Source organism: Alloalcanivorax gelatiniphagus (genome assembly GCF_005938655.1).
Taxonomy (GTDB): Bacteria; Pseudomonadota; Gammaproteobacteria; order Pseudomonadales; family Alcanivoracaceae; genus Alloalcanivorax; species Alloalcanivorax gelatiniphagus.
Genome location: NZ_VCQT01000022.1, coordinates 213,422 through 228,023, shown reverse-complemented (window position 1 = coordinate 228,023; position 14,602 = coordinate 213,422). Strand labels below are relative to the sequence as shown.

Sequence of the window (14,602 nt, the reverse complement as noted above, 5' to 3'; positions counted from 1 at the left end):
CGGATTGGTGTAAACAGAAAAGCGGCCTGAAAGCCGCGTGTTTGCTATGATAGAGCCCTCTTAGGAGGTTCGCCAGGGTCCGTGCGTATCCGTGCGGAAATTGCATGGGGTGCAAGGGGTCGAAGGTTCGAATCCTTCCGTCCCGACCAAATCGAAACAAAAAGGCTCGGCTTTATGCCGGGCCTTTTTCGTTCTGGCGCAGGCATGGGGCGGATTGCCGGCCCTCGGCCTGCCGGCCTCGGGCGTCCGCCAGGGTGCAAGCAGTGCTTGCACCGGGAACCTGTCGGACCCTTCCGTCCCGACCAAATCGAAACAAAAAGGCTCGGCTTTATGCCGGGCCTTTTTCGTTCTGGCGCAAGCATGGGGCGGATTGCCGGCCCTCGGCCTGCCGGCCTCGGGCGTCCGCCAGGGTGCAAGCAGTGCTTGCACCGGGAACCTGTCGGACCCTTCCGTCCCGACCAAATCGAAACAAAAAGGCTCGGCTTTATGCCGGGCCTTTTTCGTTTTCGGCGCTGATCGCGGCTGAAGCCGCTCCTACCGGGTGGGGAGGGGTGTAGGAGCGGCTTCAGCCGCGAAAGCACGGTCCCCCGAACCGCTTCAAGACTGTATTCTTGTGACAGAAACCGCCATGCTTCGGTAACTCCGACCAAGGACTAAGGTTTGGTGTCATTCCGCAACAAGAATCTCCTCTGGCTGATCCCCCTTTGCCTGCTGTTGCTACCGCTGGTGGCGCTGTTGTCGCTGCCGTTGTTCGGCCTGCACTGGCAGGGCCCGGGCTGGCGGCAGGGGCCGACCCTGGACACCTTCTGGTATGAAAGCGGCGGCTGCCGGCTGGCGGAGGCCCATGGGGTGCGTCTTGGCGGGCTTCGGCCGCTGACCCTGTCGGTGGACAGCCTGGGCATCAACGACTGCCCCTCCCAGGGCGACGATGGTCCGCTGTCGCTGCCGGATCTGCCGGGCCTGGACGTGACCGTTTGGGCGCTGCAGTACCAGGACTACCCGCCGTTTCTGGCTCATCTGACCCAGGCCGGTGGCCTTTGGCGGGCGCGGGCGGAGTTCCGTGACAGCGAGTTGAACGGCGAATACCGCAAGAGCAACGGCCGCTGGCGTGTCACCGGCACCCTGCGGGCGGCGCCGCTGCGTCAGGGGTTCACCGGCACGGCGCGCCTTCAGGGCGACGGTCAGTGGCCTTCCGGCACGGCCTTCGACAGCGACCGCTTCCAGGGGGAATTGACCCTGCTCGGCCAGGGGCTGGGCCTGGAAAGCCAGGATAATGAGGAAAGCCAGGGCCCGCGAGGGGACCTGACGGTGCGCGCCCGCTGGACCGGTCTGGACTGGCGGCTGCGCGCGGCCCTGGACGAGCCCCTGGCGCTGGGCGCCGGCTGGGTGCTGGTGCCCGGCCGGGAGCTGACCGCCGAAGGGCAGGGGGCGGCCCTGCGGCGGGCGGACGCGGCGCTGGAAGCGCACGGGCCCCAGGGCCGGGCCGCGCTCACGCTGGGCAGCGACGCGGAAAGGCTGGGCCACGGCGAAGGCCGGCTGGTGCTGGGCGAGGGCCTGGACGGCGAGGTGCGCTTCCAGTGGTTCGAGGACCGGGTGGCGGTGGCGCCGTTCCAGGTCCGCGTGGCGGACCCGGGGCTGACCGTGCGTCTGCGCGAGCCGGTGGAGGTGCCCCTGGCCGGGGAGGGCGAGGTGGCGCTGCCGCTGACCGCGGCCTACCAGGACGCCACCCTGACCACCACCGACAGCCGGGTCTATTGGCGGCCCAATGACATGCAGTGGCGGGGGGCCGTGGAGCTGGGCGGCCGCTGGCAGGGCTACCGGCTCAGCGGCGGTTGGCGCGGCGATGCCGGCCCCACCGGCGTGCACGGCGAGCCGGCCCGGGTGCGCCTGCGCGACGCTGACCTGGATGTTACCGCCAGGGTGCCGGTGGCCGGGGTGACGCCGCCGCACTGGCCGGTGACCGCCAGCCTGGAAGGCCGCTACCAGTCGATTCCCTTCAGCGCCAAAGCCGACGCCCGCCGGGACGGCGATACCTGGGCCGGCAACCTGTCCGGCCGTGGCGGGCCGCTGCCGGAACTGGACGGCGGCGTGTTGACCCTGAACGGGCGCTGGGACTACGCCGGGCAGCCCCGGCTGCTGGCCGGTGCCACCGTGGCCCTGTCCCGGGCGGTGCGCGAACGCCTGCTGATCCGGCCGGTCACCGCCCGCCTGACCACGCCGCTGGTGTTGGCGGAAGACGGCCTCCATGGCCGCCTGTCGCTGGATGCCGAGGGCCTGGTGGCGGAGCGCTGGACGCTGCCGCCGGTGACCGGCGAGGCGCGCCTGGACGGCGCCCGCTTCGGCGCCAACCTGCGGGTGCCCCAGTGGGACACCACCCTGAGCCTGGCCGGCCGGGCCCGGGGCACCGGTTACGCCGGCACCCTGAGCGGCGCCACGCCGCTGCGACCGGTGATGAGCCGGGGGCTGCCGATGAGCCTGCAGGGCGGCGAGCTATCCCTGGACGGCAACTGGCGCTGGGCCAATACCCTGACCCTGGACGGGCGTCTGCGCGGCCAGGACCTGGCTCTGGACTGGGGCAGCGTGCAGGCCCGCGACCTGGATCTGGAACTGGCCCTGGGCTGGGACGGCCAGCGCCCCAGCCTGGCCACGGTGACGCCGCTGACCCTGGCCCGGCTGGACGTGGGCGTGCCGATCACCGATATCCGCATGGACCTGGACAGCGATCTGTCCACCTGGACCGTGCGCCGGGTGCAGGCCAACACCCTGGGCGGCGAGATTCGCGCGCCGCGACTGACCTGGCCGTCGCCGGCCTGGCAGCCGGTGGTGCTGACGCGCATCGAGCTGGAACAGCTGGCCGCCCTGCAGGGCGACCCGGCGGTGGGCCTGTCCGGCCGGGTGGGGGGCTACATTCCCCTGCGGTTGCTGGCCGACAGCATCGCCGTGAACCAGGGCCGGCTCGCCAACGAGACGCCCCTGTCGCTGGTGATCCTGCCGTCCAGCGGCGCCCAGGCCATGGCAAAATCCAACCAGGCGGTGTCCATCGCCCTGGACGCGCTTAATCCTTTGCGCATCGACACCTTCCAGGCCACGGTGGATATGGCCGCCGATGGCTGGTTGGATGCCCGGGTCACCATTCGCGGTGAAAATCCGCAACGAAACGACCTTCCGGTGGTCTTTAATTACACACACCGGGAGAATGTGCTGGAGCTGTTGCGCAGTCTGCGCATCGGTGATCAGATCACCGATCAGGTCATGACGGAGTCGAAATGATGAAATCAGTGTGGCTGCTGTTGTCGCTCCTGCCCCTTGCCGCCTGCACCCCGCGGGTGGCGCTGGAGGCGCCCAAGGAGCCGATCACCATCAACCTCAATGTAAAGATCGATCATGAAATCCGCCTCAAGGTGGAAAAGGACATCGACCAGCTGTTCAGCGAAGACAGCGAGTTGTTCTGATGAGGAATTTGCGGAGAAAACCCATGACAAAGCTGCGTTATCTGTTGCTCGCCGCCGCCTTGCTGTTCTCCGGCACGGTGTTCGCGCTGGATCTGAACCAGGCCAAGAGCCAGGGGCTGGTGGGCGAACAGCCCAACGGTTATCTGGGTGTGGTCAAAGCCACGCCGGAAGCGGTGGAGCTGGTGTCGGACATCAACGACAAGCGCCGCGCCGCCTACGAGCGCATCGCCAAACAGAACGGCATCACCCTGGAGCAGGTGGCCAACCTGGCGGGCCAGAAAGCCATCGAGAAAACCCCCGGCGGTGAATATGTGAAAACCCCCACCGGCCAGTGGGTGGAGAAGTAAAAAAGGCGTGCCCCGATGTAGGAGCGACTTCAGTCGCGATAGTCGCGATGACAATGGCACCGGGGGTTGATCGCGGCTGAAGCCGCTCCTACGAGGCCCGCACGGATTTCCCGCCAACGGGCGACGAACCAAAAGAAAGGGCCCCGAGGGGCCCTTTCTTTTTTCTTGATGGCTTCTGTAGGGATGCGGATCAGTTCTTGAACTGCGGTTCCTTCCGTTCGCCTTCCACGATGATGTCGGCGCGGCGGTTTTTCTGGCGGCCCTCGGCGGTGTCGTTGGGCGCCACCGGACGGGTTTCACCGTAGCCCTTGGTGGTTACCCGGCTCTGGTCCACCTTGTACTCCTGGATCAACTGTTGCTTGACCGAGTCGGCGCGGCGCTCGGACAGACCCTGGTTGTAGGACTCGGAGCCGATGCTGTCGGTATGGCCTTCCACCCGGATACTGCCCTTGCCATCGCGGGCGTTTTCGGCGGCATCGCGCACTTCATTGCTGAACTGCCCGCGCACGTCGCTCTTGTCGAACTCGAAGTAGATGGTTTTAACGGTCTGCTCGTTCACGTTTTTGTAAATCTGGCAGCCGCGCTCATCCACCCGCGCATTGGGCGGGGTGTCCGGGCACGCATCGCGGTTATCCGGCACGCCGTCGTTGTCACTGTCGGCGACGGAGATTACCTGCTCCGGTTCGGTGGTGGCGGTGCGCCGGTGGTCTTCGGTTTCCCGGCCGCTGACCGCGAACATCAGGTTAAGGCCGGCGTACACCTGACCTTCCCAGTATTCCCGGTCGGTGCTGTAGGCGTGCCGGGTGCCCAGGTCGAGTAGCACATGCTTGAAGAAGGCGCGCTGAATACCGAATTCGACGCCGGCCATGGTCTCATCGTCGTCGTCGATTTTCTGCTCACCGGCGTTCAGACCCATGTAGGGTTCGAAGCCGAGGAAACTGGTGCCATCGAAGTGCCGGCGCAGGCTGGCGTAGTAGGTTTCCACGTCGGATTCCAGATCGGTGTACTTATGATCCACCGAATCGTTTTTGTCGTACCAGGCCTGAATCGACCACTTGGGGCTGAACCGCCAGCCAAGCTGGCCGCCGTACAGGGCGGAATCATCCAGGCCATCCACATCGCCGGTGACTTCGTTGTCGTAAAAGAAATAGCCGCTCGCATGGCCACCGATGTAGCCGTAACGATCCGGCACGTTTTCCGCCGCCTGGGCGGACACCGCGAACAGCAACGGCGAGACCACGGCGGCGGTCATGATGGACTTTTTCATGGCAAGCTCCTTTGCAAAAAATAGCGTCGTGAAGTCTTTTCTTCACGGCCATTATGAGCGCTTTCCCACGGTACAAACGTAAACAAACGGAAAAGCGGCGCGCCGGGTTACGTATCGCCACAAAAACCTTACATACCGATACCAAAGCCGCCGTTTTCAGGGCGGGTTCTTAGCTCGGCGAGGGTGGGGTGTCGGTGAGCCTTTGCGCCAGCCCGGAGGCGCGCCAGGTGCGGCGGCGGATGGCCTGGGCGAGCACCGATGGTGGGCCGTATTCCAGCAGGGTGAAAGCGCCCCGCGCCCGGGTCACGGCGGTGTAGATCAGTTCCCGGGTGAGCAGTGGCTGGGGCCGGTCCGGCAGCACCAGCAGCACATGGCCGAACTCCGACCCCTGGGATTTGTGCACGGTCATGGCGAACACCGTTTCCACCGTATCCAGCCGGCCCGGGGGCACCCATCGCACCCGGCCGTCCGGCAACTGGAACGCCACCCGCAGGCCATCCTCCGGCCGTTCCGGGTGGGGCAGGGTAAGGCCCACGTCGCCGTTCATCAGCCCCAGTTGATAGTCGTTGCGGGTCATCATCACCGGTCGGCCCGGATACCAGTCGTGCTCGCCGGCTAGGCCGTCCCGGCGCAGCCGGTCGGTGATCAGCCGGTTCAGCCGGTCCACGCCGAAGGGGCCGCCGCGCAGGCCGCTGAGCAGTTGCTGGCCGGTGAACCGGCGCAGCAGTTCCCGGGCATGCTGGTCGGCGTCGCCGGCGGGCCGGACGGCGGCCTCGGTGACCAGGGCGCGCAGGCCCTGGTGCGGATCGCCGGCGCCGTTGAGCAGCCGGGTGGCCAACTCCTCGGGCTCCTCGCCGGCCACCCGGGTGAGCCCGGCATGGCCGGCCTCGAACGCCCGCCGCACCGCCTCCGGGTCACCGGCGTTGATGGCGGCGGCCAGATCGCCGATGCCGGGGGCGTCCTTGAAGCGCCAGTTGCGGCGCAGCATGGCGGTTTGCTGGGCCAGCCCGCCGCCGTCGCCGGCCCAGGGGCTCAGGTCGGCGCCGCAGGTGGCGCGCAGGTATTCCAAGGTATCCGGCCGGTAGCGGCCGGCATCCGCTTCCCGGCACAGGTCGCCCATCACCGCGCCGGCCTCCACGCTGGCCAGCTGGTCCTTGTCGCCGAGCAAGATCAGCCGGCAGTGGGGCGGCAGGGCGTCCAGCAGGCTGGCCATCATGTCCATGTCGATCATGCTGGCCTCGTCCACCACCACCACGTCGGCGTGCAGCGGATTATGGCGATGGTGGCGGAAATGACGGCTGTCCGGCCGGCTGCCGAGCAGGCGGTGCAGGGTGCTGACCTCGGTGGGAATGGCGGCCCGCACGGCGTCATCCACCGGCAGGGCGGCCACCTGGTGGCCAATGGATTCGGTGAGCCGGGCGGCGGCCTTGCCGGTGGGCGCCGCCAGCCGGATGCGCAGCCGACGGGGCGCCGCCGGGTCGTTCAGGGCCAGGGTCTGCAGCAGCCCCAGCACCCGCACCACGGTGGTGGTCTTGCCGGTGCCCGGGCCGCCGGTGATCAGCGTCAGCGCGGCCCGGGCGGCCAGCGCGCAGGCCACCTTCTGCCAGTCGATCGGGTCCTGGTCGTCGGCGCCGGGGAACAGGGCGGCCAGGTGCGCCGCCAGCCGCTCCGGGTCCGGCGCGGCCGTGGGCGCCAGCCGCCCCCGTACCCGTTCCGCCACCGCTTTTTCCTGGGCCCAGTGCCGGCGCAGGTACAGGCGCCGGCCATCGAACACCAGGGGCGCGTTGTCATCGCCGGTCAGCGGGCTGCCGGCGAGCCGCGCCGGCCAGTCCGCCACCGCGTCGGGCAGCAGGCCGTCCAGGGCCGCCGGGCGGCCGGCGGGCCACAGCCGCGCTTCCAGTTCCGGTTCCTCCAGGTCCAGGCACAGATGGCCGGCGGCCAACTGGCCGCTGGTGAGCGCCGCCAGCAGCAGCGCCGCCGGTTCCGCCTCCGGCGCCTGGCGGTGCAGAAATTCCGCCACCGCCACGTCCAGGTCGCGGAGCAGGCCCTGCTCGCGCAGGGCCGCCAGGGCATCGCGCCAGGCCGGCGCGGTGAACAGATCAGTTTGCATCGCCGTCTCCGGGTACGAACAGGCGGTCCAGGGCCAGGATCAGCTCGGTGGCGGGCCGGTCGAACACCGCGCCGGCCCGGGGGCCCTCCAGGCCACGCAGAAACACATACACGGCGCCGCCCAGGTGCCGGTCGGGCTGGTAGTTTTGGCCCAGCCGCGCACCCAGCAGGCGGTGCAGCGCAAGCAGATAGAGGGCGTATTGCACCTCGTAGCGGCTTTCCAGAATCGCCTCGGTCATGGCCTGCTCGGTATAGGCCCTGTGATCCGGGCCCAGCCAGTTGGATTTGTAGTCGAGCACGTAATAGCGCCCCTGGTGTTCGAACACCAGATCGATAAAGCCCTTGAGCATGCCGTTGAGGGTGTCCGCCGCCAGCCGCGGCCGTGGCCGCCCCGGGGCGATGTGTTCGCGGATCAAGGCGTCCAGGGCCTCCACCGACACCCGCCGGGCCGGGAACAGAAACTCCAGCTCCGGCACCGCCGTGTCCAGGCCGTCCAGGGCCACCGCCGTGCCCCCCAAGTCGAAGGGGGTGGTCAGCGCCCGGCGCCACCAGCCCCGCAGCAGGGCGTCGTGGTCCTGCCAGTGGCGGGCGGCCAGGGTTTCGCTGACGCGCTGGTCCAGCTCGTCCGGGTGGGCCAGGGTGTGGGCGAAGCCGTCGCGGCCGGCCTGTTCCAGCAGGTCGTGGAGCAGCAGGCCGGGCAGGGCGCCCCGGGGAAAGGCGTGGATGCCCTCCGGCTCGATGTCCTCGGCGGTGGCCAGGGGGCCGGCGCTGTCCTGTTCGGTGAGCTGGTCGCCGCGCGGGTCGGACGGTGCCAGGGCCTGGTCGTCCACCTGTTTCAGGGCACTGTAGCTGGCGATCCACCAGCTTTCCGCCTGGCGGCCGGGGAACTCGGCGGCGCCGCGCCAGTGGCGCGGGCGCTGGTCCGGGTGGTGCACTTCGCCATGGTCCGCCGGCGGTGGCTGGATGCGGATCGCCTCGCCGGCCAGTGGCGCCAGGGCGGCACTCAGGCCGTCGTCGGCCACGCCCTCGGCGCCGAACAGCAGGCGGCCCAGGGCGCTGTCCGGCAATTGATTGCGCTTGCCGTTGCCGCGCTTCACCGGCGATACGCCCAGCCAGCATTGGTACTGGGCGCGGGTCAGGCCCACGTACAGCAGCCGCATGTCCTCGGCGAGCCGCTCCCGGTCGGCCAGGGCCACCGCCTCCCGGTCCGGCTCCAGGTCGATCACACGCTGGCCGTCGCGGTGGTAGAGCAGCGGCGGGGTGTTGCCGTCCACCGGCTGGAAGGCGCAGGGGAACGGCAGGAACACCAGCGGGTATTCCAGGCCCTTGGATTTGTGCAGGGTGATCACCCGCACCCGGTCGTCGTCGCTTTCCAGGCGCAGCACCGCCTCGTCGCCCTGGCCGCCGTCTTCCAGGGTCTCGCTGAGATGGCGCAGCAGCGCCTGCTCGCCGTCCAGGTGGCCGGCGGCCTGCTGCAGCAGCTCCGCCAGGTGCAGCAGGTTGGTGAGCGAACGCTCTCCCTGCAGGCTGCGGCTCAGACGTTCCGGCACCTGGAAGTCCAGCAGCAGGGTGCGCAGCATGGGCAGCACGCCTTGGAGTTGCCACTGCCGCTTGTAGCCGTGGAAGCGCTCGATCATGGCTTCCCAGCGGCGCTCGTCCCGGTTGAGCGTATCCAGTTCCGCATAGGGCAGCGCCAGGGTGGCGCAGGCCAGGGCGCTGCGCACCCGGGCGTCCGCCTCCGGGGCGGCGCAGGCATCCAGCAGGCGCAGCAGGTCGGTGGCTTCGGCGGTGGCGTACACCGAGTCCCGGTCCGACAGGTAGACACTGCGCACGTTGCGCCGCGCGAGGGCGTCGCGGATCGCCGCCGCCTCGGTGCGGTTGCGCACCAGCACGGCGATGTGTTCGGAACGCAGCGGGCGCCAGTCCGCCGCCGCGCGAAATCCGGTGCGGCCGGCACTGGCGCCGTTGAGCAGCCGGGCGATTTCGCCGGCGCAGTATTGCGCCTGGCGCTGGCGGTAGGCGCCGCTGCTCACCGGCGCCGGCTCGTCCTCCACCCACAGCACCGCGCCGGAGCTGGGCTGGCCGTCGATTTCCAGGGTGTCCGGGCGCCCCTTGGCGGTGACCCCTTCAAAGCGGATCGCGCCGTCCATCAGGAACACATCCCCGGACCAGGCCTCGCCGTGTTCGAACAGCTGGTTCACCGCCGCCACCATGGCCTTGGCGGAGCGGAAGTTGCGGCCCAGGGTGTGCTGGCTTTCGGTGGCGTCCCGGGCGCGCAGATAGGTGTGCACGTCGGCGCCCCGGAACGCATAGATCGCCTGTTTGGGGTCGCCGATCATGAACCAGCCGATGTCCGGCTGGCCGGCGTAGAGGGCGGCGAAGATGCCGTACTGCACCGGGTCGGTGTCCTGGAACTCATCGATCAGCGCCACCGGAAACTGCTCGCGGATCACCCGCGCCAGCCGGGGCCCGTTGGCGGTATCGGCCAGGGCATCGCGCAGCCGGGTCAGCATGTCGTCGAAGCCCATGGTGGCGGTCTGCCGGCGCATCATCGCCACCCGCCGCTCGATCCAGGCGGCGGCGTGGCGCAGCAGGGCGGTGCGCGGTAGCGCGTTGTCCTCGCGGCTTTCCAGCACCCGCTGCAGGGCGTCCAGGCAGGCCAGCGGCGGACGCTGATCCAGGGCTTTCTTGTTGAGCCGCAGCCCGCCGCTGGAAAAATTACCAAGCGCTTTGACCGCGTCCTTGCCGGTGGCCGGGAAACCGTCCGCGTAGGCCGCCAGTTGGTCGAGCATGGCCGGCACCTTGTCTTTTTTGTAGGTGCCGCCGTGCAGCCAGCCCTGCTCCAGGGCCTCGTCCACCCAGGCGCGCAGCGCCGGCAGCTCCGCCGCCAGGGCCTCCCGGGCGTGCTGCTCCAGTGCCTGCTGGGGGCCCACCGTATCGAGCCACAGGGTCACCGCTTCCGGCAGCGCCGGGTCGGCCTGGACATGGCCGATCAGTGGCCGGGCGGCGGCCAGTAACGCCTCCGGGCCGTCCAGCCCGGCGCCGCGCAAGCCGTCGGCGGCGGCCGCCGGAAACCGGCGGATCACGGTGCGCCAGTAATCGCAGGCGGCCTGGAACTGCTCCTCGCCGGCGTCCTCGTTGAGCTCCAGGTTGAACAGGCTGCCGGAGTCGAAGGCGTGCTGCTTGAGCATGCGGTTGCAGAAACCGTGGATGGTGTGGATGGCGGCCTCGTCCATCCACTGGGCGGCGGCGTCCAGGCGCTGGGCGGCGGCCCGGCGTTCCCCGTCGTCCGGGTAGTCGGCCAGCAATCCTTCGAGAATCACATCGCCGCCGGTGGTGCCGTCGGTGAACACCCGCGCCGCCTGGGCCAGCCGGTCGCGGATACGCTGGCGCAGCTCCTCGGTGGCCGCCTCGGTAAAGGTCACCACCAGGATTTCCGGCGGCAGCAGCGGCCGGGGAAAGCCGCGCTCCGCGCCGCCGTGGCCGAGCACCAGCCGCAGGTAGAGCGCCGCCAGGGTGTAGGTCTTGCCGGTGCCGGCGCTGGCCTCGATCAGCCGGGTGCCGTGCAGTGGAAACGCCAGGGGCAGAGGCAGATCGCTCATGAGCTTTCTCCCGGGCGCAGCCATTCCACATGCTCGAACAGCGGGCCGTAAAGGCGGTGGGCCCAGGCCGCCAGGGCCGGGCCGCCGTGCGGGTCGTCGGCCACCGCCAGCAGTGTTTCGAAATCCGGCCAGGCGCGGCCCAGGGCGGCGTCGCGGTCCACTTCGCCGGGCCGGTTGAAGCCGGATTCGAAGACGGCGCGGGCGTCCCGTTCCTGTTGCTCCCGGGGCTCGCCGCCGAGCCAGGCGAAGCCGGTGTCGCAGGCCAGCGGCAGCGGTTGGCACAGCCCCTCCCGCCAGCCCCGCGCCAGGGCTTCCAGGTGGGCGCGGGCGGTGTCCGGCGCCAGCGGCGCCAGGCGCGCGGCCACGTCCTGGGCGATCAGTTCGGTGGTCAGCGCCAGACCGTCGGCGCAGGCCAGCAGATGCACCGCCCAGGGCGTGCACAGTTTGCGCCAGCGCTGGTGGAGACCGCCGGTCACCAGCAGCAGCCGGCGCGGCCCGCGGGCGTCGTCGAGCAGATCGGTGAGCCAGTCTTCCAGCGTCAGGCCGTCCAGGGTCAGGCTCACTTCCCGCTGGGGCAGGGTGCCGGAGCAACTGGCCAGGGCCTGGAAATAGGCGCGCAATGGCCGTTTCAACGGCAGGGTCAGGGCGTCCCGGTTGAAGTCGGTGAACGGCGCCAGCGGCAGGGCGCCGCCGCCGGCCAGGTGGTTCAGGGTGTCGGCCAGGGCGTCGTCAAAGCCGTCGCCGCCGGCGCGGCGTCCGGCTTCCAGAAGCTGGTCCTGCAGTTGCCAACGGCGCAGGCCGGACAGCACGAACGGTTCGGTGTCTTCCAGCCCGTGGTCGTTCCGCTCCAGATTGGCCTTGAGCCGTTCGCGGAAAAAATGCGCCACCGGCTGTTTGAGAAAACGGCCCAGCCCTTCCGCATTGACCGGCTCCACGGCCTCCGGCGGCGGCAGCGGTGCCGCCGGGGAGGGATCATCGAGCGCCCGCCGTGGCTGGTGCAGCGGTTCCCATTCGGCGGCGTAGGTGGGCGGCACCGGGTGCGCCGGCGGTTCCCCGTTAGCGTCTTCGTCCAGGTGGAAATAGCGGCCACTGAACGGCTGCAGCGGATGGGTCACGGTCAGGTGGTCGGAGAACGGCCGCCGGTCCGGCGCCGTCCAGCGCTGGTCGATGTGGTCGAGCAACTGGGCCACCAGCACCGACGGCGGCCGCTCGCTGTTGTCCCGGGCGTGGCGGCCGCTCCAACTGATATAGAGGCTGTCCCGGGCACTGAGCAGGGCTTCCAGGAACAGGTAGCGGTCGTCCTCCCGGCGCGAGCGGTCCCCGGGGCGGTACAGGCTGAGCCGGCGACCGTCGTCGCCGGGGGCGCCCCAGTGACGCATCAGGTCGAAGTCCATGGGCTGTTGCTGGCGGGGGTAATCGCCGTCCTTCATGCCCAGCAGGCACACGTGGCGGAACGGAATGGCGCGCATCGGCATCAGGGTGCAGAAGTTGATGCGCCCGGCCATGAAGCGTTGCGCCAGGCTTTCCGCGTTGAGGGCGTCGAGCAGCGGCCGGCGCGCCACGGTGAGCGGCAGGGACTGGTCGAAGACGGCCTGTTCGCAGGCGTTCAGCCAGTCGTTGAGGGCGTCGCGCAGACCGGCGTCCAGGGCCTGGTCCTCGGTGTCCTCCGGGTCGAACAGGTCATCCAGCAGCGCGCCGAAGCGTTGCCGCCAGCCCGGCGGCGGCGCTGGTTCGCGTAACGCCTGCCAGTGCCGGTCCAGGGTATCCAACAGCCGCGCCAGCCGGCCCGCCGGCTCGGCGCCCAGGCCGGCCACTTCGTCCAGCGGCTCGATCTGGCGCCAGGCCGGGCCGTCGCCGATCAGGTAGCCGGCCAACATGCGGCGCAGACCGAACGCCCAGCTGTTTTGTTCGAAGCCGGGCAAGTCCAGGCTGGCCCGTTGGCGCTGGTGCAGGCCCCAGCGGATATTGGCCTGCTCGATCCAGCGGCTCAGTGCCGGCAGGGCACTCTCGGCGATGCCGAAGCGGCGGCGCAGCGCCGGCACATCCAGCAGATCGAGAATATCGGCGGCGGTGAAGCGCCACTGCGGCAGGTGCAGCAGGGCTTCCACCGCCCGGGCCATGGGCGAGGCGGCGCCGGCGCTGCGGTCACTGAGGGTGTAGGGCAGGTAGCGTTTGTCGTCGCGGTCGAGGCGGCCGAACACCGCGTCGATGTGCGGCGCGTAGCTCTCGATGTCCGGCACCATCACGATCACGTCCCGGGGGCGCAGGCCGGGGTCGGCGGCGAAGCGCGCCAGCAGGGCATCGTGGAGAATCTCCACCTCCCGTTGCGGGCCGTGGGCCACGGCGAAGCTCAGGGACCGGTCCGGTATGGCGTCCGGCGGCGTGGCCGGCGGCGGGCGCAGCTGCAGAATGTCCCGTTGCAATGTTTGCAGCAGGGTGTCGGCGGGCGGGTTGCTGTCGAACAGGTCGATCTGCTCGAAGGCGCTCTGGTAATCCGCCGGGTCGTCGTGGTCGTAGAGCAGGCCGATAAAGTCCCGGCCCTGCTTGCCCCAGGCGGCCAGCAGCGGGTGCACCGGGTTGTCCGGCGGCGTGATCAGGTGGCGGCGGCGGTGGTCCAGTTGCCGGCGCAGCAGGTCCCGGTCCTCGACGATGTCGGCCCAGTACATTTCGCAGGGGTTCTGCACCAGCATCAGCACCTGGCAGTGCCGGCTGATGGCGGCCAGTGCTTCCAGGGACTGCTGGGGCAGGGCGCTGATGCCGAACACCAGCAACCGTTGCGGCAGCCCCTCCGGCGGCGGGCCGTCCGCCAGGGCGGCCAGGAAGGCTTCATGAATCGCCGCCCGGCTGAGCCCCCGCCGGTCCGCCGGCAGGTCCTCCAGCAGCGCCCGCCACAGGGCCGGCTGCCACTGTTGCCCCGGTGGCATGGCAAGCGCGTCGCGGCGGTCCGGGGCGCGCCGCAGCCGGTCGTCGCCCTGTTCCCAGTCGGCCAGCCAGTCCGCCCGGTACACCTGGTAGGCATCGAACAGATCCGCCAGCCGCTCGGCCAGTTGATGGCGCTTGCGGTTATCGCCGTCGTCGTCAAGAAAGTGGCGCAGCGGCTCGAAGGCGTCCCGGTCCAGCAAGGTGGGCAGCAGCCGGTACAGCCGCCATAGCAGCCGCGACTTGTCGAACGGCGAGGTGCGGGGCACCCGCTCCGCGCCCAGCACGGCGCGATAGGCACTCCACAGAAAACGGGCCGGCATCTGGAAACTGAAGCCGGCGGCGATGCCCAGGGCGTCCGGTTCGGCCAGGTTCAGCTTCAGCCACTGGGCCATGCCGTTGGATTGCACCAGTACGGTTTCCTCCGCCAGCGGCGGCAATGGATGGCGTCGCAACCAGCCGGCCACCACCTCGGTAAGTGTTTCCAGCCGATTGCCGTGCAGCACCATGAAACCGTTTTGCATTGTTCCCCCGGAACGGATGATTGAGCGGCCCTCATTCTACACGCGCAGGGCCGAAGTAGAGGCTAGGAATAAAGGATGAGTCTTTGCTTGATGAAAAAATATGTGTTTTGCGATTTTTGAACAAAAACAAAAATAAAGTTACGCAAAAAGTATAGAAGGCGTTGATTGCGTAACGATCTGGTGAGAGGCTTGGCACCTTGTGGTTGTGGGCTGTTCCACAATTTTGGGAAATAAAAAACTTTTACTAATCGCTGCATGGCATTGACCGGTTTTTTCCGGGAAACGTTTTCAGGCAGAGTAAGGCGCGTAGTTGGCGGCCACCTAGGGGGCACCGCGGAATCGCGGAGGCGGGCGGCAAGCCCGTTGGCCAGGCAACTCTCTC

The 14,602-nt window shown here is 69.1% G+C and carries 8 protein-coding genes; 4 read left to right on the top strand and 4 right to left on the bottom strand.

The genetic code is table 11. The annotated features are described in order from the left end of the window. The first annotated feature begins 109 nt into the window (after nt 1-109). From FGS76_RS06485 to FGS76_RS06470, 4 genes are all read left to right on the top strand, one after another. Nucleotides 110-526 (top strand): hypothetical protein, encoded by a 417-nt coding sequence (locus FGS76_RS06485; protein WP_138771810.1) that lies wholly within the window; start codon nt 110-112, stop codon nt 524-526. A 137-nt stretch (nt 527-663) separates the two neighbouring features. Beyond that, nucleotides 664-3,270 (top strand): intermembrane phospholipid transport YdbH family protein, encoded by a 2,607-nt coding sequence (locus FGS76_RS06480; protein ID WP_138771809.1) that lies wholly within the window; start codon nt 664-666, stop codon nt 3,268-3,270. Then, nucleotides 3,267-3,452, top strand: a complete 186-nt coding sequence (locus FGS76_RS06475) for a YnbE family lipoprotein (RefSeq protein ID WP_205717200.1) — start codon at nt 3,267-3,269, stop codon at nt 3,450-3,452. Before FGS76_RS06480 ends, FGS76_RS06475 begins: the two co-directional genes overlap by 4 nt. Before the next feature lie 23 nt (nt 3,453-3,475). Next, nucleotides 3,476-3,799: a YdbL family probable chaperone protein gene (locus tag FGS76_RS06470; RefSeq protein ID WP_138771808.1), complete on the top strand. Its 324-nt coding sequence runs from the start codon at nt 3,476-3,478 to the stop codon at nt 3,797-3,799. 190 nt (nt 3,800-3,989) lie between these two features. Here FGS76_RS06470 and FGS76_RS06465 read toward each other — a convergent pair whose 3' ends face one another. From FGS76_RS06465 to recC, 4 genes are all read right to left on the bottom strand, one after another. Continuing rightward, on the bottom strand, nt 3,990-5,066 hold the full coding sequence (locus FGS76_RS06465; RefSeq protein WP_138771807.1) for an OmpA family protein: 1,077 nt from the start codon (nt 5,064-5,066) through the stop codon (nt 3,990-3,992). A 169-nt stretch (nt 5,067-5,235) separates the two neighbouring features. After that, complete coding sequence (gene recD / locus FGS76_RS06460) at nt 5,236-7,176, bottom strand: exodeoxyribonuclease V subunit alpha (protein WP_138771806.1); 1,941 nt, start codon at nt 7,174-7,176, stop codon at nt 5,236-5,238. Next, nucleotides 7,166-10,777, bottom strand: coding sequence for an exodeoxyribonuclease V subunit beta (gene recB / locus FGS76_RS06455; RefSeq protein WP_138771805.1), 3,612 nt, complete (start codon nt 10,775-10,777; stop codon nt 7,166-7,168). The genes recD and recB overlap by 11 nt, the downstream gene beginning before the upstream one ends. Next, nucleotides 10,774-14,220: an exodeoxyribonuclease V subunit gamma gene (recC, locus tag FGS76_RS06450; protein WP_138771804.1), complete on the bottom strand. Its 3,447-nt coding sequence runs from the start codon at nt 14,218-14,220 to the stop codon at nt 10,774-10,776. The genes recB and recC overlap by 4 nt, the downstream gene beginning before the upstream one ends. Nucleotides 14,221-14,602: the final 382 nt, after the last annotated feature.

Excerpts from the sequence above, each read along its gene's own strand:
- FGS76_RS06475 (WP_205717200.1), top strand. The coding sequence starts at position 3,267 with ATGATGAAATCAGTGTGGCTGCTGTTGTCGCTCCTGCCCCTTGCCGCC.
- FGS76_RS06470 (WP_138771808.1), top strand. The coding sequence starts at position 3,476 with ATGACAAAGCTGCGTTATCTGTTGCTCGCCGCCGCCTTGCTGTTCTCC.
- FGS76_RS06465 (WP_138771807.1), bottom strand. The coding sequence starts at position 5,066 with ATGAAAAAGTCCATCATGACCGCCGCCGTGGTCTCGCCGTTGCTGTTC.
- recD (WP_138771806.1), bottom strand. The coding sequence starts at position 7,176 with ATGCAAACTGATCTGTTCACCGCGCCGGCCTGGCGCGATGCCCTGGCG.
- recB (WP_138771805.1), bottom strand. The coding sequence starts at position 10,777 with ATGAGCGATCTGCCTCTGCCCCTGGCGTTTCCACTGCACGGCACCCGG.
- recC (WP_138771804.1), bottom strand. The coding sequence starts at position 14,220 with ATGCAAAACGGTTTCATGGTGCTGCACGGCAATCGGCTGGAAACACTT.